This is a genomic window from Acetobacter sp. (assembly GCF_022483985.1).
In the GTDB taxonomy this organism is placed as follows: domain Bacteria; phylum Pseudomonadota; class Alphaproteobacteria; order Acetobacterales; family Acetobacteraceae; genus Acetobacter.
This window is the reverse complement of the sequence record NZ_JAKVME010000001.1, coordinates 1,106,702-1,129,029: the sequence shown is the minus strand read 5'-3', so window position 1 is coordinate 1,129,029 and position 22,328 is coordinate 1,106,702. Positions and strand designations below refer to the sequence as shown.

Genomic DNA, 22,328 nt, shown 5'->3' with positions numbered 1-22,328 from the left:
GAAAAATGCAACCGACGTTGTTGCGATCAGCGTTTTCCGGACGGTGTGGTCTCCAGAAAGCATCGCGCCAGACGATCGAATTCCGCGATATCCAGTGTTTCCGCCCGACGGGAACCATCAATTCCGGCGGCCTGAAGGAGACGCTCCCCGCCGATCCCTTTGAGCGAGCCACGCAGCATCTTGCGACGCTGACCAAAAGCCGCCGCCGTCACGCTTTCCATGGCGCGAAACAGCTCGGGAGCGGGCTGCTCCGCGTGAGGCGTGATTTCCACGACGGAAGACCAGACTTTAGGGGGAGGTGAAAAAGCGCCCGGTGGCAGACGCATGACCTGTGAACAGGTTGCGGACCACTGGGAAATCACTCCCAGTCGGCCGTAATGCTCGCTTCCCGGTTCCGCGCAAATCCGTTCGGCGACCTCAAGCTGGAACATCAGCGTCAGCCGCTCCCATTGCGCCGCCTGTCGAAGCCAGCCGATCAGAAGGGGCGTTGCGACATTGTAGGGAAGATTGGCCACAATCCGACGGGGAGCCGGGCAGAGTGTCGAAAGGTCGAGCGTCGTCGCGTCGGCTTCAACGATTTTCAGTCGGTGTGGAGCCTCTGCAACTAGTTCTTCCAGAATACCGATTGCGCGCGCATCGACCTCAACCGCCGCGATGGAGGCGGCAGGGCTGTCGAGCAGGGCTCTTGTAAGGCCACCGGGTCCGGGTCCGACTTCCACAACATGCCGGCCATCGAGAGGGCCTGACAGTTCCACAATCCGCCCGGTGATGCCGGGATCGAGCAGGAAGTGCTGACCCAGTGAATGGCGAGCCGCAAGGTTATGACGGTTGATGACGGAAGCCAGCGGCTCCCGGAAAGAAGGGCTTGTCACTGATCAGGGAGCCATCGTCGTCCGCATGTCGATGACGGCGCGGCGATGCAGGTCACGGTCAAGCTGGCGGGCAGTCTGCTCGACACGTTCATTGAGCAATTGATCCGCGATTTCGCTGGGGGAACGGTCCGCGAAGTTCTTGGTCTTCTTGCCGCAGACCATCAGGATGTCGATACCCTCCTGAGAGACCAGAGGCCTTGTGGCTTTGCCGACTGGCAATCCGGCGAGAATCTGCTGCATCTGGGGGTTAAGCCGCTCAAGCTGCAACTCGCCGGGGTTGGAAGGACGGACCTCGCCAAACTGCTTGTTGGCGGCGGCGAGATCCTCGCAGGAATGCGCTGTCTGGCTGAGCTTTACGGCCTTTTCGAGCGTCTGACGCTGCTGTTCGGTGGGAGCCTGCGGGTTCAGGGGCGTGCCGAACGGCAGGAAAGCCTGTCGCGTATCGAGCAGTGTTCCGGGCTGCTGGCCGATGATCCGCTTTCCCAGAACAGTGGCAATCACATAGCCGCCTGCAACCTTGATGGGATTTGAAATCGCCTCTTCGGGCATCTGTCGCACCATCGCCACGACTTCGGGGTCAAGACTGTCTTCCTGAACCCAGCCCATTGATCCGCCGTCAAGCGCGCTCTGCGCCTGCGAGAACTGCGCCGCGACAATCGGGAAGGGCGCGCCGCGACGAAGCTGCTGGATGATGGTCTCGGTAAATTTCAGCTCGTTTTCGCTGTGACGCGGATCGGCGACCGGAACGAAAATCTCGCTGATGAGATATTCCGGTCGGCCCTGCTGCTTGCCCAGCGCTTCCTGCCGCTGGGCGATTTCAAGCGAGGTCATGCGGGATCTTGACCCGAGTTCCTGCCGAAGAACCTGCATCCAGCCGATCTGCACACGGATCTGGTCGATCAATGTTGTCAGGGAAACCCCATCCTTCGCCAGATGGTTGCGCAGCATGTTGGGCTCCATGCCGTTGCGCTTCTCGATATTGGTGATGGCGTCCGCAATCTGTTCCGGCGAGACATTGATATGGCGTGAGAGGATTTCCTGCGTGCGCAGGCGCTCGTCGATAAGCTGGCGCACGATCTGCGGCCGTAGCCGCTGCATGATGTCTTCGCTCAGCGGCAGGCCGGTGGACAGCACGAACAGACGTCCACGGTTGTCAACGTCGCGCTGGGTCAGCGGCTGGCCGTTGATCACGGCGATGATGGTGTCCTGCTTGCCGCCCAGAGGCTCCAGCCGTGGCGCCTCGGATGTTTCGGTGGAACCGGCCTCTTCCTGCTCGGAGGCTGGCGCGGAGGAATCATCCTGAGGCGCCTGCTGGTGATGATGGCGCAGATTCGCTGCCTGAGCAGGCAGACTGGTGAAAGAACCCAGCGCGACTACAAGGGCCAGGGCGGAACCTGTCACGGAAAGGCTCAGTCGCATACAGCTTGGTCTCTCGCCTGATCGATTGGAAATCGCATTGTTATCCAATCGCATGAATTTTTGAAGTGGACCTGAACGATCCCGCGGAAGGTTCATGATTTATTTGATACCGAAAGCGCCGATTGTCTTGAGCGTCAGTGTGAACAGCACGGTCGAATAGCGCTGCTGACCGCCAATCTTTGTGTACTGCTTCATATACATCAGATCGAGCCCGAAGCAGTCATTCATGTAGCCGATAGTGCCGCCAACCGTTGAGAATTTGTGCCGCGATAGAGCGCGGCGGACAAAAAACGAGCCATGCCAGTTCCGCCAGTTGGCGGAGGCGCCGCCGCTCAGCTCGTTTGTGGGGGCGTAATAGAGCGAGGGCGGAGAGCCACCGTTCCGGAAGTCGTTGACGTAATAATAGAACGGGGTGACAGGCTCGCGGACATATCCACCGAAAATGCCGACGTGAGGCAGATTCACGTTGAACAGTGCGTCTGCGAAATTCACGCGACCCGTGTAGGGATCAATGCGTGTGCGCCCGGTAACGCCAAAGTAGCTGACCGGGTCAATGCGCGCACGGGCCACGACATCCGAAAGGTGGTGGTCAAGGCCGGAATAGGGCAGGCGGTCATGTTGGACGTGCTGCTGGAAGCTTTCACCGACCAGCACGTCCACCACGTGGCCGTTCCATGTCCAGTTGCCATGGACGCCGACATTGGCGCGCAGACCGCCGTCGATCCGGTCCGTTCCCTGATAGCGGTTCAGGGCGAAAAGCGTAGAGTCGGTAAATTCGTAGTTCAGACTGTCTTCGTTGGGCAGACGACGGTCGACGCCACCTCCCTGATTGGGAGCGTAGATCGCCTGCACGATCGGTTCCAGAATCTGGCTACCGTGTCCCTTCATGAACTGGCGGACGAACGGCCAGTTCATCTTGGCCGCCAGTGTAGGCACGACCTGACCCGCGGTCGTGCTCTTCATGTAATTATAGTAGTTCGGCTGCTGATAGAGCTGGGAGGCATGATACAGCATACCATCCAGCCGCGCCGTGACGAGGAACTTCTGGCCCCAACTGCTGCGGAATGGCCGGTCCCAGTTCAACTGGACCTCGCCGCGCTGGTCCCGCGTGCCCTGATTACGGTAAACGTAAAAATCATTGGTGTTGACGGACAGCCGTCCACCAAGAATATCCGGCTGATTGACAAGGCTGTATTCATAATGCGGCAGCACGAACGGGAGTTCGTTGTTGCGGATGACGCCCCGGTTCAGGCCCTGATAGAACTGGGCGTCGAGCTTCGAATAGGCCCCGGTGCCGAAGCCTTCGATATAGGCATTGGAGTTGAGCGTGTCGCCGCCATAGCCCGGCACACGATAGTCACGCATATAGTTGGCTCCCGTGGCGATGCGCCCATCGAAACCGGCGCGCCATGTGGGAGTGAGGGTGAACATGCCGCGTGCAAAGAGGTAACCCTGTATACCGTGGTCATTCTGAGCACCAACAGATTCGCCGAAGCCGTTGGTATAAGCACCGGATTTGTGGGTGTCGTAAGCGAGGCCGCCCATGACCCGCAGCGAGCCGAAATTGAAAGCCTTGCGATACAGGGCGCTAATCTGCGGACCTGTCTTGGTCGAGAACAGGCCCTTCACCGTCATATCTGATGAGTCGTCAATCACCCAGTAATAGGGGACGGTGAAATAGGTCCCGAGATAACGGTCATGAGGCGTGATGCCGGGAATCAGGAATCCACTGTGACGTTTGGCCGATGGATCGGTCATGGAGAAAAAGGGCATATAGAAGACCGGCACCCCTAAGATATCCATGTAGGTGTCGCGGAAATCGATCTGCTGGTGTTCCGTGTCCTGAGTGGCTGAGTAGGCGCGCAATTGCCAGAACGGCGCGCGGGTGGGGTCTTTGGCGCAGATCTCGCAAGCCGTGTAGACAGCTCTGGTGAGGTCATTGACCTTACCGCCCGTGCGTCTCATGCCGTTGGCCGCCAGCTTGGCGTTGTCCACCATGGTCGCATTCACATGCGTCATGATGCCGTCGCGCATGTCACCGCTCAGCTCCGCATAGTGGGAATACAGCACGGAACCGTCCGGCTGGCTGGAGGCGACGCTTCCGCTTGCGGCGATGATGCCCGTATTGCGGTCATAGGTAATCTTGTCGGCGCGCAGGATATGGTCTGCCTGCCAGACCTGCACGTTGCCCGTCCATGTCACGACGCCCGCATGATCGTCGTAGCTGACATGATCCGCCTGAAAGGTGGCGGGCTCATTTTTCGAGGCGGCATTGCTGCTGCCCGGATTGAAATGCATGGGAGTGGGCCGGAACTGGGCATGGGCCTTGTGCCCGACCAGTCCGCAGGCCGCAACGGACCCGAGGCTGAGGCTCATCCACAGGAAACGGTGGCCGATATGAACCGTGTCACAGCGCTGACTGGCACTTCCCGACCGCCGCGTAAGGGCAGCCCTCAGGCGTCGCAAACGACGCGAAAGCTGTCTCTCGGAACGAAGTGCGGGAAAGGGCAATCAGCCGTCCTCCAGATGCAGTAAGAGCGAGACAGCCAGACAGAGGCCTGCGCCTGTCGGTGCCCAAGCCGCGAGCAGAGGCGGCAAGGCACCCGAGTTACCAAATTGTTCAGCAACTTTCGAGACCGTGAAGAGCAGAAACCCTGCGCCGACCCCGGAACCGATCATTTTGGCAACACCTCCGCGTCTCGTTGGCCTCATCGAGAAGCCAGCGGCCACGAGAGACATGGTTCCCGCGAGGATGGGAAGAGCCAGCAGAGACTCAAAATGCAGCCGGTGACGAATCGAGGAAAAGCCGGACCGGTCGAGCATGGCTATGAAATTCGGCAGCGCCCAGACGGACAGCGTTTCGGGAGACGCGAAGCTTTCCTGCACGCGATTGAGCGTGAGGTCGGTCGGCAGGGTGATGGTCCGGCTTGCTTCCGGCAATTCGTATGGATGCAACTCGCTGGCATTATCGAGTTCCCAATGTCCCTGAGCCAGATGACCTGCGGGCGCCTCGATACGGAGCAGCAGATTCCCGTCATGATCCAGGCGGAAGACGCTGATATCGTGAATTGTCAGAAGCGCGCCGTCGAGATGGGTGTCGCGTGAATGCAGGATGGCCACGCCGCGCGGATCAAGCTGCGTGTCGAGCTGGCGCAGCCACAGCGATGCTCCAGCCATGGTGAGGGGGCCGCCGCCAGAGCGCAGATACTGCTCGTCCAGCGCCTCTGCCCGGGCATACATGATCGAGGACAACGGGGAGACGGCGGCGGTGGTCAGGGCGCCCATGGCCAGCGCACAGGCGAGGGGAGCCGCCAGAAACTGCCACGCGGAAATACCGGCTGCGCGGGCGACGATCAGCTCGGAAGAACGGGTCAGACGCCAGAAGCAGATGATTCCACCCAGCAGAACGCCGAACGGCATGATCTCCATGAAGAAATACGGAATATGCAGCCCTGCGATTTTCGTAACAAGGCTGGTCGGTACGTCGGTCTTGGTGGCGACACGGCGCAGCAGGTCGATGAAGTCGAACAGGCAGACGATGCCGGTCAGGAAAGCCGTCATCGACAGCACGGAAAACATGAACTGCCGGGCAATATAGGTGGAGAGCGTCACCGGGACGGTCGTGAAGAACATGAACAGCCTTCCTACGCCTGCCGGATCGCGGCAGTTTCGCGACCGGCACGGATTTCCGGACCGAACAGGAGGACCGCGCAGATAAAGGCCGGAGCCGCTGATTCGATCAGGATAAGGGGAATCAGCGCCATATTCCGCCCCGCCAGATTTTGCAGCATCAGGTTGAGAGCCAGAAGCCCGACAACGCTCATAATGGCGCCCAGAGGACGGGTGATGTTGCCGTGCCGGGAGAACGCGCCCCGCAGAATGGCGACGAGAGCGATCATGGCGAAGGAAAACGCGGTGAACGGCGTGGTGATGCGTCGCCAGCCCTCCACCGCCAGCTTGCCCCGGTCACGGATGTTGATCTGCGTCAGATCGGGATGCAGCAGCTCGGACAGGGACATCTCGGAGGCGTCCCGCGACCGGTTTTCCTGATTCTTGCTGGATGTCAGATCAATGGTGTTGCGGTCAAACAGCAGCATCGTCAGCCGCCCGGTGCGGTGATCGATTTCCTGACGGGAGCCGTCGTAAAGCACCACACGCGGCTGGTCATTGACCACCAGCATCGTGCCGCTTTCTGCAAAGATCGTCGCGCGGCTGTTCGCCACCCGGTCGTCCTCGATCATGATGCCCTTCAGCGAGCCGTCATGACCTCGCTCCCGCACATAGACCGTCAGGGCGTCCGAGACCTTGGTGAATACGCCGTCCTGCAACATGAAGGCGGCCATCTTGTTGCGGATCTGGAACTCGTACTGTTTGAACTCGTGATAGGACGCCGGAACGATCCACAGATTGAGAATGAAGGTTACGATCATCGCGACGGTGGCGCAGATCAGCCCCGGTCTGGCGAGAGCGAATGGAGACTGGCCCGCAGCCTGCATCACGGTCAGCTCACGATCACCGGACAGGCGGTGATAGACGAACAGGGTGACGACAAAGGTCGTGATCGGCAGAACAACGGCGACGAAGGACGGCACCATCAGGCTGGTCAGTTCAAGAAAGACCCGCAGCGACAAGCCGCGCCCGACCACCAGCGACACGAAGCGCAGCGACTGGGTCAGCCAGATCAGCGCCGACAGCCCGCCCGTGGTGGCGATGAGCGCCAGAAAAAGCTGGCGCATCGTATAACGATCAAGGGTGGTGAATCTCAGCACTGGTCAGACGGTTCCCCACACTCCGGACACCATGCGGGTAAGGAGGTAAAAAAGAGGCCTGACGGATGGTTATCCAATCCATCGGATTGGAACACAGGACTGTCCGGAAAAGAAGCACGGTTGACCATGCGGTCTGTTTACTCCTTCGGCTAGGGATACGGAAAGCCCTTCGGGAATGAGCCTATAGGATCAATTGTAACGGATTGTCATCTCCTGTGATCAATCCGGGCTTCCGGCCTCCGGTGCGCCGCCCAGCGAACCCGTCGAAAAAGCCAGACTCGTCGCGGCGATCAGAGAGGCGAAATAGGCGTCTGACTGACTGATTGTGGCGTCCAACAGACCATTCTGGGCGATGGTCGCCTGCGTGATGGACCCGACGCCGCTCCGGTAGGCTGTGAAGGCTGCGTTGAAGCTTGTCTGCGCGGCGGTTTTCAGCCGGGTGGAGGCCGTATAGGCGCTCAGACTGGTATGGACCGCGTTTTCAGCGACCACAATCTGACGGGCGGCCTCGTTGACGGTCTGTTGCAGGGTGGCGTTGGCGCTGTCGGACTGGTTCCGGGCCTGCTTGAGAAATGCCGCCCGCATCCCGCCATCGAAGACCGGCACCGAGATTCCGCCAAGGATCAGGCTGCTGAACCGGTTGCTGGACAGGTTCAGTGTGGGATTCGAATCATTGCCGACACCCGGCACGGAGGACAGGGCGAGCCGTCCGGTTGTGTAGGCGACGTTGCCGGAAAGGAACACTTTCGGAAGGAACTCGCTTTTCGCCGCTGAAACCCGGCTGTCGGCTGCCCGCGCCGCCGCATAGGCCGCGAGGACATCCGGACGGCGCGACACGGCGGTTCTGACCATTTCATCCGTCAGACGTCCGTCATCCAGTGAAAGGGTGCGACCGGACACATCCATGGTCTCGACCTGAGACTGGCTCGACACGCCCATGGCCGTCATCAGAGCCAGACGGGTGTTCTCGGCTTCACCTTCAGCCTGCACGACCCGCAATTCGTTCTGCGAGGTGACCTGCTGCGCCTGTGTGACATCGACGATCGTGCCCTGTCCCTGTTTCAGGCGGGCTTCCGCTGCCGCCTGCACATGACGGGCGTTGACGAGTGCTTCCTTCAGGAGCCGCAGACGAGTCTCCGCAGCTGCGTGGGTGTAGAAAGCGGTCGCCACGCCATAGATGATCTTCTGGTGTGCCGCAGTGAACAGGATGTTCGAAGCGATCTGCACCTGTCTGGCGGCTTCGATTGAGGCTTCCCGCTTTCCGAAGTCGAACAGCAGCCACTGCATGCCGAGCGTCTGCACTTCGCCAGATCCGGAACTGCCGCCGCCGTTGTTGCGGGTGTAACGGTCGAGATTATTCAGTCCGTCATTGATGAGGCCACTGATCGGTCCCGCGCCACTGATAGAAGCGTTCGAATCGGAAGAGCGGCTGTGGCTGTAACCGCCGACGACTGTTGCCGTCAGTTGCGGGAGATAGATGCTTTTGGTGATTCCGACGGCCAGCGCCGCATCGCGTGCGCTGTTCCACGCACGCCGTGTTTCAGGATTTCGGGACTGCGCGACGTCAATCAGCTCCGCCAGCGAATAGGGGTGATCCTGCCGTGCAAGCAACTCGGGCGACTGCGCCTGTTGCAGAGCCTCCCTGTTGGATGGAAGCGTAAAGCCTTCCGGAAGAACCAGACCGTGACGGAGGCGCGTATCGCCCTGATCGGGAGAGATGATGGCTCCCGATGCGGACGTTGTCGGCACCCACGGTCTGTCCGGGCTCTGAGGCGCGGTCGCCAGTTCGGAGGTCGCGCATCCGGTCAGCAAAACGGCGCAGGACAGGGTGAGCACGATGCGACTGTTCATGAAACAACGCTTTCCAGATGGGCCAGACGGGTTTCCGCACAGGATCGGGTGGCGGGGTCGAGCAGGCCCGCACTGATGGCTTCAGCTTCGTGGAACAGGGTATCCAGCCGTTCGAGATGATGCATGTCGGCCCGCATGTGGTCGGGTTCCGCAAAGGCATATTCACCCTGACGCTCGGCAAGTGACACCGCCTCCTGCACACTGGCAGCGCAGGCGAGACTGTCTGAAGCGGTTATCGCGTCCCGTTGCTGCCGCAGCCTTTGCACAATGGTCTTCATGCGGGCGTCGATCCCGTTAAAGGCGCTGCTGGCCCAGAAACTTGTGAACATCGCGTAGGTCACGAAATTACCCAGCATGATGCCAAGAATACGGTCACGCGCCGTGACCATGTCGGTGGTCGGCCCATAACCCTTCAGATTGGTGAGATAAAAGGCGAGGCCGATCTGGAATCCGGCATAGGCGATGCGTTCATCACCCGTCTTGATCCATGCCGCCAGCAGGGAGACCACGAAAACCAGACACAGGAACGATGTGATGTCATTCAGGTGCGGAAGCATGAAGACGATGGAGGCAATCCCGACAGCCCCGCCTATCAGCGCGCCGACGATGCGGAGCGTGAGCTTGGAGACCATCTCGCCCATTGTCGGCTGGGCGACGATGAAACAGGTGATGATGCAGGTATGGATGCCCGGCCAGTCCAGAATGCTGAAAATGAAATAGCTCAGCATGACAGCCGCCGTGCCCTTGACGGCGAAGCGGGTGTGATCCGGATTGGTGAAAGCGTCGGCTGCGAAAAATCCGCTCTTCGGGGCTTTCTCGCCAGCCTGTCCACGGCCTGCCTCGGGCGGTGGAACGGTCAGTATTCCAAGAATATCCACCATTGCCCGGTATTCCGGCTGTTCATCATCCGGCGACGGATGTGCGGTGTCTTCCGGGCAGATGCCTCTTTCGAACCGGGTGGCGGAAGTGTTCAGCGCGTCGATCAGGAGAAGGGGTGGTTCATGGCTCACGGCTCTTGCCGGATGGTCATCCGCCAGAGTCAAAGTCTGAGTCAGAGCCAGAGAAAGAAGTCCCGCGCCTGCACTGGCCGCCTGTTCCAGACGGGCAAGTTCGTCCGGCGACCATATCTTTTCCAGTCGCGCCATTTTCAGGGACTTGATGAGACCGGCGGTTCCTTCACGCAGCAGATCGGTGGCGCGCTCACGTGTGGCTTCATCGGTCCCTGAAAGCAGGGTCGCGCTCATCCGCAGACGGGCGGCGATCCCCTGCATGGCGATTGTGCGTGGCGACGGGCAGATCAGCAGGCCGACCACCAGCATCACCACGCCGGGCACGGCGAGGAAGAGATCGACATAGAGAATGGCGCGGGTGATGACTTCTCCCACCGGCACCTGATCAATCGCAATCAGGCCGTACACCACGGACAGTCCGAGCATGTAGGCGACCGGTTTCAGCTTGCTGGCCGAGCCGAGAAAGAAAAAACAGAACGACAGACCGGCGATGGCGGCTGTCAGGGCCATCGGGTTGTCCAGCGTGAGTCTGATCCAGAGATAGACAAAAGCCAGCAGCAGAATGATGAGGATATTGACCGCAACGCCCGCCAGCGCATTGGTCACGCGGTCCTTCTGCCACAGCGCCATGGTGACAAGGGCAGGGACGGCGAGGTCGGGCACCTGCCATATCTCACCGACCAGAACGGTCGCCGTACATCCGGCCGCCATACGCAGTGCGTAGCCCTGACGCCCCGGCGACGGGTTGCACACCATCCGCCACAGACGCGTAAAACCGGGCTTCCTCAGGGAGAACCCGGGCTTAGTGGCAGGACGCGCCATGCCGTATCTCAAAAGTCGCTGTCGCGCCGACACGGAGCAATGCAGGGTCGGCGTGGTCCAGCCTGACACGGACCGGGAATCTCTGCGCGACGTGGACCCAGTCCATCTGACGCGGCACGAGCGGCAGTCCACGTGCCAGTCCTGCGGAATCCAGCGACATGACGCCGAAGCCGATACTGTCCACCACGCCGTGAATGGCCTGCGTGCGGTCGATCATGGAATAGACTGTGGCGCAGTCACCGGGATGGACGGTGGCCAGATCGGTCTCGCGCAGATTACCGACAGCATGCCATTCGTCGTCAGCGATCAGGGTGAACAGAGCTTGCGCCGGGGCAAGAACTTCGCCCGTTTTGACATGCAGGCTTGTGACATATCCGTCCGCAGGTGCTCTTACGTCTGTCTGGGTCAGTTCATAGCGCACACGGGCAAGGGCGGCGTTGCTGGCGTCACGGGCGGCAATGGAACTCTTGAGATCACCGATGGCTGTCGTGGCTGCGACAGATTGCTGCGTCGCCTGCGCCAGTGAAATCTCCGCGTTGCGGGCGGCGACCTGAGCCTGATCATATTCCTGCAAGGGGATATAGGCATTCTGCGCGAGGGGTGCGAGGCGCCGGACCGTGCGGACCGTCAGGTCGCGGTTGGTGGTCGCGCGATGGACCTGATCCTGCGCGGAGGTCGCCTCGACGGTCTTGATGGCCACCAGACGTTCCTGATGCTCGACTTCCGCCTGAGCCAGAGCCGCGCTGGCTTCAGCCTGTCTGAGTGTCAGGCGGTAGGGTTCTGGATCGATCCGGTAGAGCAGATCGCCCTTATGAACGTGCTGATTCTCCTGCACATGCAGTTCGACCAGACGGCCCCCGACGACGGAAGCCACATGCACAAGCTCGGCATCAATGGAGGCGCTGTCGGTGGAAGGGAACGCTGTGTCCTGATGCGCGATGTGGAGTCCGAACAGGATCGTGGCTGTCACACAGACAGCGGCGATCACGATGCCCGGCCTGTTTCGGTTTTTCTGCGTTTTGGATGGCGGATTGGTTTGCATGGGTCAGGGTCCGAATACCAGCGCCCACACAAGCAGGGCCATGAGTACGCCCAGAGAGACGTAGGTAAAAAGCCGGAATCTCAGGATGGCATCAATCCCGAGCGCGAGAAAAGCCACGCGAAAGCCGATGGCGGTGAGAATGCCGATGAGGGCGCACATCATCCATGCGGGGAAATAGGCTCCGACAAGAGGGAAGGAGGGCGCTCCCTGTAAAGAACAGCCCGTGAGCGTCAGAAGGCCGGATGCCGTGGCGACGGATTTCAGGTCGATAAGGGAAGGTGGACGCGCCACGATAACGCTCTTTCCTGCATGGAGGGGCTGCACCAAGGATCACAACCCTTTCTTACAGGGGCACATAAGCAGTGCGTTGTGAAGGACGTCTGTAGGCCGGATAAGTTTCGCGATGCAGAAAAGGTCTTTGCTCGGCAGTAACGGAAGGCCGAACCGCCAGACGGGTTGTCGTCCGGTCCGGAGACTGTCTCGCTGTTCCTGCATGGCCTACGTCAGGCAAGCAATGCAGCGAAGTCGGTGACCAACGATCAGTATTGGGAAGATGATCTGATCGTGGGTCTTGTAGAGGACCTGTTCTGAGTAAGAGCGATGTTGAACAGGAACGGACCGAATGAGGGAGTGCAGACTGCTTCGCACTACTTTCAAGGGGCAGGTAGGTCGTGCTGCCAGAGGTAACGCTGGTTGAGGACTATCGGGCATGATCGTCTCATCTTCGGGAGCAATGCCGCAAGGGATGGCGTGCCGGATACTGTCGGCGATGTTGTCGTGGAGGCGTGCTGTTAAGCCGGGGTAAGGTGTAAGCCTCCACAATAACACTGGCTGGGCTGATAAACGTGACGTTCAGCGACAGATGGTGGGGCCTCCCCGTTTGCTGCTCTCGCCAGCACGGCATTCATGGTCTTATTCGCTGATTCTGCTGCATGAAGTGGGCATGCAGATTGTCGAAAAGCGGCGCTCACGCTTCTGTAATCACCCTGATGGGGGTCTGCTCGCCTGGAAAAGCGTTATTTTCTTGACAAGACGGGAGGGGGGGTGTCTTTCATCCGCAGTCGTACGCGGTGGTCGCGCGCGACGGGTAATGAAAGCAGGCTCGCGGGCGCCACAGGCGCGGCGGGCAGGTCGTCTCGCATCCAGTATGCGGGGCGCAGGCATGTCGGGATTTCGATCCTGACAGGGAAACAGTTTCTACATGGCTTCAGCCACACAGACAGCCACCGATCATTTTCGCGGTGAGGATTTTGCGACACTGCTCGACGAGACGCTCGGGCAGGATAGCGGTTTTGAAGGATCGGTGGTCAAGGGCTGCGTTGTCCGCCTGACCGATGATTTCGCGATTGTTGACGTTGGCCTGAAAAGCGAGGGCCGCGTCGCCCTGCGCGAGTTCGGCCCGCCGGGCGCTGCTCCGGAAGTCAAGCCGGGCGATGTCATCGAGCTCTATATCGAGCGTTACGAAGACCGTGACGGTTCCATCGTCCTGTCGCGCGAGAAGGCTCGCCGCGAGGAAGCATGGACCAATCTGGAGAAGGCTTTCGAGGCCAACCAGCGCGTCAACGGCACGATCTATGGTCGCGTCAAGGGCGGCTTCACGGTTGATCTCGGCGGCGCGATGGCGTTCCTGCCGGGCAGCCAGGTCGATATCCGTCCGGTTCGTGATGTGGCTCCGCTCATGGGCGTTCCGCAGCCTTTCCAGATTCTGAAGATGGACCGCGCTCGCGGCAACATCGTCGTTTCGCGTCGTGCGGTTCTTGAAGAGACCCGTGCAGAGCAGCGCAGCGAGCTGATTCAGGGCCTGAAGGAAGGCATGATCCTCGACGGCGTGGTCAAGAACATCACCGACTACGGTGCGTTCGTGGACCTCGGCGGCGTCGATGGCCTCCTGCATGTCACCGACATCGCCTGGAAGCGCATCAACCACCCGTCCGAAGCCCTGCAGATCGGTCAGCCGGTTCGCGTGCAGGTCATCCGCTTCAACCCGGATACGCAGCGCATTTCTCTCGGCATGAAGCAGCTTGAGGCTGATCCGTGGGAGAACGTGGCGCTCAAGTATCCGTCTGGCGCACGTTTCACCGGTCGCGTCACGAACATCACCGATTACGGTGCGTTCGTCGAACTGGAGCCGGGCGTCGAGGGTCTGGTGCACGTTTCCGAGATGTCCTGGACGAAGAAGAACGTCCATCCGGGCAAGATCGTCGCTACTTCGCAGGAAGTCGACGTCATGGTTCTGGATGTGGACAGCACGAAGCGCCGCATCTCGCTCGGCCTGAAGCAGGTTCAGCGCAACCCATGGGAGCAGTTCGCGGAAGAGCACAAGGTTGGCTCGATCGTGGAAGGCGAGATCCGCAACATCACCGAGTTCGGTCTGTTCATCGGCCTGTCCGCCGACATCGACGGTATGGTTCACATGTCCGACCTGTCATGGGACGAAGCTGGCGAAGAAGCCATGAAGAACTACGAAAAGGGTCAGGTCGTTCAGGCCAAGGTCCTCGACGTGGATGTGGAGAAAGAGCGTATCTCCCTCGGCATCAAGCAGCTTCAGGAAGATCCTGCCGCTGACGTCCTGACGGGCGTTCAGAAGGGTGCGATCGTGACCTGCGTGGTGACGGCGGTTCAGGCCAACGGCATCGAAGTCAAGGTTGACGACGTTCTGTCCGGCTTCATCCGTCGCACGGAGCTGGCTCGTGACAAGGCTGAGCAGCGTCCGGAGCGTTTCGCCGTTGGTGAGCGCGTCGATGCGAAAGTTGTCTCGGTTGACCGTGCTGCCCGCAAGCTTGCCCTGACCATCCGTGGTCGTGAGCAGGACGAGGACAAGCAGGCCATCAACGAGTATGGCTCTTCTGACAGCGGCGCTTCGTTGGGTGACATCCTCAGCGCAGCGATCCGTCGTCGGAGCGCGGACGCCTGATTAAGGCGATCTTAGTCTGATTGTGAAAAATGGCATCTCCATCGAGATGCCATTTTTTTTGTTCATCAGAGGTAAGTGACTGAAGCGGAGGTCTTTTGCCGGGTCGGTCTTTGCGGTAAAGTCTCAAAAAGAATTGATGTTCGATCTGTGTAGTTATTCAGGGAAGGCGAAGACGGAAACGTCGGCGTAGGTCAATGGCAGTCATATACAATACGAACTACACGCATAATCCGAACTACTACCTTACCCTTGCCTTTGAACGAGCCGCCAAAACGGTCCTTGGTGACGGCAATGTTGTCGTCGCCGACAACATGTCTCTTGCTGATCTGGCCGCGCAGGGCGAACATGATGTCCTGATCTGCATCGACGGTCAGCGGATCAACATGGAGCTGATGCGTCGCGTCAGACCAGCCTTCAAGACGATGATTTTCTGGGCGTTCGAAGACCCGTTCATGGTATCTTTCAACGTCGATAACATCGGTTTCTTCGATTACGTCTTCACCAATGATCCGTCTTGCGTGGAGTTCTATCAGGGCAAGGGGCATTATCTGCCTCTCGGGGCCAGTCTGTCCCTGCATGAACGCAAGGTGAAGACAGCCGCTGAACTCGATTACGATATCTTCTTTGCCGGCACGATGTGGCCGAATCGCGTCGAGACCCTGCGTCGCGTCATCACGGCCTTCCCGGACGCCAGAATTAAGCTGGTCTGTCCCGGCAATGAATATCTGCCGCCTCTGCCCGCCGATCTGGCCGATCTCGCCATCCAGCGCCCGATCAGCCATGAGGCGTTCATCGATTTCGCCAACGCCAGCGCCGTCACGCTGACCATGTTCCGTGACTATGCCAGCCACGGCGATGTCGGGCAGGCGACCGCGCCGGGGCCTCGTTTTTATGAGCTTGGTCTTGCCGGCACGGCGCAGGTCGTCGAGGCAGGTGAACAGCTTGACGAGCAGTATATCCATGAAGTCGCGGGCGCGAGCATGGCGCGTTCTGTCGAGGGCGTGATCGAGCATATCGCCGCGCTGCTGGCCAACAAGTCCCTGCGCCGCAAGCAGGCGACTGCCGCACAGAAAGCCGTTCTGGACGCCCATCTGTATGAGCATCGTCTGAAGAAGATGATGGACGTGACCGGTGCGGATTTCGGCCGCCATGTCGTGTCGAAAGAGGAGTCCGTGCCTGCGCGCCGTGGTCGTCTGCGTGTGCTGATGTGCACGCATTCCACCATTCATGAGCAGGCATGGGGCGGCGTTGAGGTCTATCAGCAGACCATCGCCTCCATGCTGCTGCGTGAAGTGGAGTTCTTCTACTGGCTGCATCGTGACGGCATGTGCCGTCTGACGGATGCCAGCGGCCGCGAGATCGAGAGCTTCGACGTGCCGGATACCGGCTGGCTCGACACGATGTGCGACGGCCCGGAAGAAATGGCGTTTTCAGCCGCGATCAGTCAGTACAATTTCGATATCGTGCATTTCCAGCATCTGGGCCATCATTGCCTCTCACTGCCGATCATCGCCAAGGCGAATGGTGTCGGCGTGGTGTTTTCGGCGCATGATTTCTTCCTGCTGTCGTCCCGCTACAATCTGCTGAACCATGAACTCCGCTATTGCGAGGAGGAAGTGAAGTGGGTTCTGGCTGCCGATATTTCCATGAAACGCTCGGATAATGTCGAGTTCGGCGGTGAGCAGACACGCCGTGCGTTTGTGTCGAAAATGCTTGAATCTGTGGACGTGATCCTGTTCGGGACCAAACATTCACATGACCTGACCCATGAGATTTATCCGCACCTTGAGAAGAAAGTCAGCCTGACGCTCGGTATTCCTTCTCCGGAACCGACGTCTCCTATCGTGGCGAAAACCTATGCGTCGCTGGATGGTCGTCGTCTGGGGGTCGCCGTGATCGGTAACTTCCTGCGTACCAAGGGTGCGGATGCGGTTCTCAGCATTATCGAGATGGCCAATTCCGATCTCTTCGAGTTCCATATCTTTGGATATGTTCATCCGGAATATGAAGGTATCCTCAACAACATGCACAAAAACAACGTGCATGTTTACGGGCGCTATTCCGCAGGCGATGTCGAGGCCCTGAAGGTCGCGGACGTGGCCCTTAATCTGTCGATCTGGCCCGAAACCTACTGCATTTCACTCTCCGAAGCTTGGCAGAGCGGCCTTATTCCGGTCGTGACGGATGTCGGCGCGCTGGGTGATCGTGTGGAAGATGGTGTCAACGGCTTCAAGGTGCCGATTGGCAGTCCTGCAGATGTGCTGCAACGTCTTGAGCTGATCCGTTGCAGTGAGAGCGTACGCAGGCAGCTTATGGCCAATATCGGGCCGCATCTCTGGACCGACGCCCGGACATACGGCGATGAGCTGCTCCAGATTTATCGTGATGTCGCCCCTCGTCGCGATATGGGAAGCAGTAACGTGCAGTTCGATGTCGGACAGGTGCATCTGCTGCCACACGCCTCATGGAAAAATCAGGCTCCCCCGCGCCACATCTTCGATCCTCCGACGACGCGGGATCTGGCCATTGAGCTGCCTGAAACAGTCACTGACTGGTATTCGATTCAGGGAGCGGAATATTATATCGACGATGTCTGCCGCCATGTTTTCGCGGAATATGAAGACGAAGATTTTGTCGTGGCCGACGCCTTCCACATCCGCGGCTGGTATGTGGTTCCGGGCGTTTCCGGTTCCGGGCATCTCTATGCCGTCCTGATGGGCGAGGAAGACATTCCCCCCATCTTCATTCCGACAGCCCGTGAAGTGCGTTCGGACGTCACGGGCCTGTTCCCCGGCGCGCCGCGTCGTTCGGGTTTTTCCGCTCAGGTCGCGCTGCGTGGGAAGTGGTGTGAGGGTGTTTTCCGCATCGGCCTCGTCAACATCGTTCACGGCAAGGGCGCATTCCAGTTGACGTCCGTCCAGATCGAGGTTGAAGGCGGTCGTATTGTCAGCATTGCGCGTCTGCCTCCTTCCAATGGTCAGATCCTGCGTGATTTCGAGCGCGTCTCCGAGAGTGACGGTGTGCTGAGAGGCATCAAGCTGTCTGCGCTCGGCAGCAGGATCGGGCAGCAGTACAAGGGCGAGCTGCAATATTACATCGATCACTTCAGCGGTCTCGTTGAAGACGGTGGTCATCATGAACGTGATCTGCCGGAAAGCGATCTGATCGTTCGTGGCTGGGCCTTCCTCCGCGGTCTCTCGCGGGCGGGTCAGGTCTATGTCGTGCTGGTCAACGAGGAAACTGGCGCGCCGATCTTCATGGCGACTTCGCGGCTCATCCGTCAGGACGTGCAGACCATTTTCCATGATGCTCCGCTCTGCGTGGGCTTTGTCGGCAATCTGAGTCTGAGCAAGGGTTTCAACGAAACGCTGAGCGGCTGGTATCGTGTCGGGCTGCTGAACGTGGTCGGTGATGAAGTCGGCTTCCAGACCACGGGCATCCGCATCCTATGTGAAGACAGTCAGGTCCGGACCGTAGAGGAAGCGGCCGCCGTCAAAACCGTTATCGATTACTGTGCTGAAACCGTGCGCGACCTTGTCGAACACTGAGCGGCAGTCAGGGTAAGCGCCAGCGCATGCAGCGCGATGACGAGACATTCAGTGGACCTGCCGTTTTTGAATGGGAGGGAGGTGAGGCGGTACGGATACCCGTATGGCTTCGCTTCGACGAAAACTGGTATGTCGAGACTTATCCGGATGTGAAGCGTGATCTGGGTGCGGGTATAGGCGCCAATGCACTCGGTCACTATCGGGCTGTTGGTCAGGGGCGGGGCTATGCGCCCAACCGATGGTTCGACGAGGGCTGGTATCGTTCCGTGCATCAGGATGTTGCGGCATCCATCGTGGAAGGAAAGGTTCGTTCAGGCTTTCAGCATTATGTGGAGCAGGGCTACCGCAGCCATTCTCCACACTGGCTGTTCTCGGAGACGTTCTATCGCGCCCACGAACCCGATCTGACAGGAGCCGCACTCAGGACGGCAGGACTCGCCAACGGGTATGACCACTATCTCTCCGAAGGAGATGGTGGCTTTCGGACTGGCAGCCTGTTCTTCGATCCAGCCGTCTTCAGCCAGCATGTCACCCGACAGGTCGAAGCGGATTTTTCCGGTTTCAGATGGTTCATCGAGAACCGGAACGGTGATGCCGATCGCGTTCGGGCATCGTGGTACTTTGATCCGGTCTGGTACCTTGAACAGTATCCTGAAGTCAGGACGCTGATCGAGGAGGGATCATTTTCCTGCGCTCTGCATCACTATCTGATCGTGGGCGAGGCAGTCGGCTACTCGCCGCAGGCCGCTTTTTCAGAAACGTTCTACCGGGAGCGTTATCCGGATGTCGGCGCGTGTGTCGCCGCCGGTCAGTTTCGCTCCGGGTATGATCATTTTCTGGCTGCCGGTGCTTTTGAAGGACGCCAGCCTTCTCCCGAAATCGCGTTGGTGGAGTACGCCGCAAGACCGATGGTGCGCGCCGACGTGGGGAGCGGCATCTTCCGTGACCCGTTCGCACACTGGGTGGCGGCTCAGGAGCGTCATGAGGTCGGGAGCGACGATGGTGTTCTGGATGAAGCCCATTCAAAAATGATGTTCTGCCGGGAGGCCGCCGGTCTTCTGGTGGAGGCCGGGCGTCGCACGCTGGATTTTTCCTACAGCGGCGTCCCGACTGTCAGTGTCATCATGGTGCTGTATAACCAGTTTCCGCTGACCCTGATGGCGCTGGCTTCCCTGCGTGACTGTTTCCCCGGCGCGCTGGAACTCATCCTCATCGATTCTGGTTCCCGCGATGAAACGCGACGGCTGGAAGATTACGTCTCAGGCGCCACGATCAGGCATCTTGATCACAATGCGAGCTTCCTGCTGTCCTGCAACATGGCGCTCGACATGGTTTCGGCTGACGTCGTGCTGTATCTGAACAACGATGTGAAGCTGGCGCCCGGAGTGATTCAGAACGCGCTCGATCGTCTGACGTCTGATCCGAAGATCGGCGCGGTTGGCGGCAAGATCATTCGGACCAATGGTCGTCTGCAGGAAGCAGGGTCGATCATCTGGCGGGATGGCAGCGCCTACGGCTACCTGCGCGACGCCGATCCCAACTGTCCGGAAGCGAATTTCGTCCGGGACGTGGATTACTGCTCCGGAGCGTTCCTGATGGTCTCCGCAGCCATCGCGAAGAAGCTGGGCGGCTTCGATGAAGCCTATGCGCCAGCCTACTTCGAGGAGTCCGACTTCTGTGCACGGATCATCCAGAGTGGATATCGGGTGGTCTACGACCCGTTCGTCGTGATCGAGCACCTCGAATTCGGCTCATCCTGCTCAAACAGCTCGCAGGCGCTGATGCAGCGGAACCGGCGTATCTTCGTCTCCAGACAGGCCGAGTTCCTGCGCGGGCAGTATCCGGCGCACGCAGGGAACGCCATTCTTGCCCGCTCACGCCCGACAAACGGGCTGCGCATCCTGTTTATTGAAGATCGTATTCCCTTGCGGAGCCTTGGCTCCGGGTATGTGCGGTCAAACGACATCGTGCGCAGCATGGCGCGTCAGGGCTGTGCAGTGACCGTTTTCCCGGTCGATGCGCACTACCATTCGCTCAGCCGTGTCTATGGCGATTTCCCGGATACGGTCGAAGTTCTCTTTGACCGTTCGGCCGAGGATCTGGACAGGTTTCTGGAAGAGCGGGCCGGGGCGTTTGATCTGGTGTGGATCGGCCGCACCCACAATCTGGCGAGACTGCTGCCGGTTCTGCACAAGAACAGTCGCTATCTGCCGGGAACCGAGTTCATTCTCGATACGGAAGCCGTCATCAGTCCCCGCCTTGTGCTCAGGGATCAGGTGCTGGGGCTTACGGAAAAGGCGACGTCGAAAAATCTCGATGCAGCCCTGCGGGAAGAGTTCGAGTGCGCGTATTTCTGCCAGAAGGTCGTCGCGGTCACCGAGAGGGAAGCTGAATTCATCCGACGCGCCGGGCATCAGAATGTGGTGGTGCTTGGCCATTCGCTACAGACACGTGCGACCGGAAAGAGCTTCTTAGAGAGAAAAGACCTGCTTTTCGTGGGGGCGATTGTGGATGCTGAGTCTCCCAATCTTGACTCGCTGATCTGGTTCGGCCGGGAAGTCATGCCGGCGGTGAGGGCTGAACTTGGGAGTGAGGTCAGGTTGACCGTGGTTGGTTCACGCTCGCGCAAGGTCGATCTGTCATGCCTGAACGAGTTCGAAGGACTGGATATCATCGGCGAAGTCGAGGATCTGGGGCCGTTTTATGACGCGCACCGGGTGTTCATCGCCCCGACCCGCTTTGCCGGGGGCATTCCTTACAAAATTCACGAGAGCGCTTCCTTCGGCCTGCCTGTCGTGGCCAGCGACCTGCTGATCGCGCAACTGGGCTGGACGGATGGAGAGGATATCGTGTCCGGTGGGACTCCCGATGCGGGAGTATTCGCTGATGCGGTCATCCGGCTTTATCGTGACGAAGCATTCTGGAGCCACATCCGCGAAGGTGCGCTGAAGCGCCTCGCGGAAGACTGTGCTCCGGAGCGGTTTGACGCTGCGGTGGCGGGCGTGCTGGAAGATGCACGCCAATGAGGACGCGACGTTGCGAACGAGATCAACCAAGACCCCGATAAGGACTGGAGAGACGTGATGGCGAAGACAGGCGAATATTCAGGACGGGTTCTGATCTGCAGCGGCGGACGCTTTGAATCGCAGGCCAATGCCCAGATTCGTGAATCGATCATGGCGGGCTGGGCGGAGTGCTTTGGTGAGGAAAACGTCACGGCGGCCAACATCAGTGGCGCGGCGGCGGCGATTCGTTTCCTGAAGCCGACCGTGGTGTTCGGTATCGGCTCGTATCTGCCGGAAAGCACCTATTTCGGTGAAATCAATCGCGAAGCCAAGAAGATCGGCGCCGCGACCGTTTTCTGGGCGACCGAAGACCCCTACGAGCAGGACGCGAACTATCGCATCGGGCAGGACTTTGACGCGGTGTTCTCCTGTGAACGCTGGGGCTCGAATTTCTACACCCGCGACAATGTCTGGCACCTGCCGCTCGCAGCCTGCCCGAAGCTGCATTATCGCCCGATTGATGAGACGGTAGAGCGGAATATCGACGTGCTGTTCTGCGGCGTGGCTTTCACAAACCGCAAGGACATTGTGCGCGGTCTGCTGCCGACCCTGCGCAATCTGAACATCAAGATCATTGGTCCGGGTTGGGGTGAACTTGGCATCGGGTTCTCGGATGCGCGTCTGGAAAAAGAGCAGCTTGTGCAGTTCTATCAGCGCTCCAAACTGGTTCTTAACCTTGGCCGCAGCCTGAGCTTCGAGAACAAGCGCTTCCTGATTTCCCCATCGACACCGGGTCCGCGCACCTATGAAGCCGCTGCGGCTGGAGCGTTGCAGGTGTTCCATGAGGATACCTACGAAATCCGCCGCTATTATACGAAAGAGGAAATTCCGTCCTTCTCGAACCGCAAGCAGTTCGAGGAACTGGTCGATACCTATATCGACAACGGCGATCTCCGTATTGAGACGGCGAAGAAAGCGCAGGCCCGGACGATGGCGGACCACACTTATGGCCACCGCATCCGTCAGGCGCTGGGAATTCTGAAGGAAAACGGCATCCTCAAGAGCTGATGCCATCG

Annotated in this window: 14 protein-coding genes; 5 read left to right on the top strand and 9 right to left on the bottom strand. The window is 59.4% G+C overall.

The window, feature by feature from the left end:
- Positions 1-26: 26 nt before the first annotated feature.
- The 9 genes from rsmA to LKE90_RS04945 form a co-directional block, all read right to left on the bottom strand.
- Positions 27-872, bottom strand: a complete 846-nt coding sequence (rsmA, locus tag LKE90_RS04985) for a 16S rRNA (adenine(1518)-N(6)/adenine(1519)-N(6))-dimethyltransferase RsmA (protein WP_291491789.1) — start codon at positions 870-872, stop codon at positions 27-29.
- 3 nt (positions 873-875) lie between these two features.
- Complete coding sequence (locus tag LKE90_RS04980; RefSeq protein ID WP_291491788.1) at positions 876-2,291, bottom strand: peptidylprolyl isomerase; 1,416 nt, start codon at positions 2,289-2,291, stop codon at positions 876-878.
- Between the two features lie 99 nt (positions 2,292-2,390).
- A complete protein-coding gene (locus LKE90_RS04975; protein ID WP_291491821.1) occupies positions 2,391-4,667 on the bottom strand; it encodes an LPS-assembly protein LptD in 2,277 nt (758 codons plus the stop codon).
- 135 nt (positions 4,668-4,802) lie between these two features.
- A complete protein-coding gene (lptG, locus tag LKE90_RS04970; RefSeq protein WP_291491786.1) occupies positions 4,803-5,924 on the bottom strand; it encodes an LPS export ABC transporter permease LptG in 1,122 nt (373 codons plus the stop codon).
- A gap of 11 nt (positions 5,925-5,935) precedes the next feature.
- Positions 5,936-7,060, bottom strand: coding sequence for an LPS export ABC transporter permease LptF (gene lptF, locus LKE90_RS04965; protein ID WP_291491785.1), 1,125 nt, complete (start codon positions 7,058-7,060; stop codon positions 5,936-5,938).
- Positions 7,061-7,279: 219 nt separating this feature from the next.
- Complete coding sequence (locus LKE90_RS04960; RefSeq protein ID WP_291491784.1) at positions 7,280-8,911, bottom strand: TolC family protein; 1,632 nt, start codon at positions 8,909-8,911, stop codon at positions 7,280-7,282.
- Positions 8,908-10,743, bottom strand: a complete 1,836-nt coding sequence (locus LKE90_RS04955; protein WP_291491783.1) for an FUSC family protein — start codon at positions 10,741-10,743, stop codon at positions 8,908-8,910. The genes LKE90_RS04960 and LKE90_RS04955 overlap by 4 nt, the downstream gene beginning before the upstream one ends.
- Positions 10,724-11,785, bottom strand: coding sequence for a multidrug transporter subunit MdtN (mdtN, locus tag LKE90_RS04950; RefSeq protein WP_291491782.1), 1,062 nt, complete (start codon positions 11,783-11,785; stop codon positions 10,724-10,726). The genes LKE90_RS04955 and mdtN overlap by 20 nt, the downstream gene beginning before the upstream one ends.
- Positions 11,786-11,788: 3 nt before the next feature.
- Complete coding sequence (locus LKE90_RS04945) at positions 11,789-12,076, bottom strand: YtcA family lipoprotein (RefSeq protein WP_291491781.1); 288 nt, start codon at positions 12,074-12,076, stop codon at positions 11,789-11,791.
- Positions 12,077-12,241: 165 nt separating this feature from the next.
- Between LKE90_RS04945 and LKE90_RS04940 the strand changes: the two genes are divergently transcribed.
- The 5 genes from LKE90_RS04940 (at position 12,242) to LKE90_RS04920 (ending at position 22,320) form a co-directional block, all read left to right on the top strand.
- On the top strand, positions 12,242-12,376 hold the full coding sequence (locus tag LKE90_RS04940; RefSeq protein ID WP_291491780.1) for a hypothetical protein: 135 nt from the start codon (positions 12,242-12,244) through the stop codon (positions 12,374-12,376).
- A gap of 610 nt (positions 12,377-12,986) precedes the next feature.
- A complete protein-coding gene (gene rpsA / locus LKE90_RS04935; protein ID WP_291491778.1) occupies positions 12,987-14,699 on the top strand; it encodes a 30S ribosomal protein S1 in 1,713 nt (570 codons plus the stop codon).
- 194 nt (positions 14,700-14,893) lie between these two features.
- Positions 14,894-18,247 carry a glycosyltransferase family protein gene (locus LKE90_RS04930; protein WP_291491777.1) on the top strand — a complete coding sequence of 1,118 codons (3,354 nt, stop codon included), beginning with the start codon at positions 14,894-14,896 and terminating at the stop codon, positions 18,245-18,247.
- Positions 18,248-18,273: 26 nt separating this feature from the next.
- Positions 18,274-21,273 carry a glycosyltransferase gene (locus tag LKE90_RS04925; RefSeq protein ID WP_291491776.1) on the top strand — a complete coding sequence of 1,000 codons (3,000 nt, stop codon included), beginning with the start codon at positions 18,274-18,276 and terminating at the stop codon, positions 21,271-21,273.
- Between the two features lie 57 nt (positions 21,274-21,330).
- Entirely contained in the window at positions 21,331-22,320 is a 990-nt protein-coding gene (locus LKE90_RS04920; protein WP_291491775.1) for a CgeB family protein, read from the top strand.
- Positions 22,321-22,328: the final 8 nt, after the last annotated feature.

Coding starts and splice junctions, on each gene's coding strand:
- LKE90_RS04980 (WP_291491788.1), bottom strand. CDS start 2,291: ATGCGACTGAGCCTTTCCGTGACAGGTTCCGCCCTGGCCCTTGTAGTC.
- LKE90_RS04975 (WP_291491821.1), bottom strand. CDS start 4,667: ATGAGCCTCAGCCTCGGGTCCGTTGCGGCCTGCGGACTGGTCGGGCAC.
- lptG (WP_291491786.1), bottom strand. CDS start 5,924: ATGTTCTTCACGACCGTCCCGGTGACGCTCTCCACCTATATTGCCCGG.
- LKE90_RS04960 (WP_291491784.1), bottom strand. CDS start 8,911: ATGAACAGTCGCATCGTGCTCACCCTGTCCTGCGCCGTTTTGCTGACC.
- LKE90_RS04955 (WP_291491783.1), bottom strand. CDS start 10,743: ATGGCGCGTCCTGCCACTAAGCCCGGGTTCTCCCTGAGGAAGCCCGGT.
- mdtN (WP_291491782.1), bottom strand. CDS start 11,785: ATGCAAACCAATCCGCCATCCAAAACGCAGAAAAACCGAAACAGGCCG.
- rpsA (WP_291491778.1), top strand. CDS start 12,987: ATGGCTTCAGCCACACAGACAGCCACCGATCATTTTCGCGGTGAGGAT.
- LKE90_RS04930 (WP_291491777.1), top strand. CDS start 14,894: ATGGCAGTCATATACAATACGAACTACACGCATAATCCGAACTACTAC.
- LKE90_RS04925 (WP_291491776.1), top strand. CDS start 18,274: ATGCAGCGCGATGACGAGACATTCAGTGGACCTGCCGTTTTTGAATGG.
- LKE90_RS04920 (WP_291491775.1), top strand. CDS start 21,331: ATGGCGAAGACAGGCGAATATTCAGGACGGGTTCTGATCTGCAGCGGC.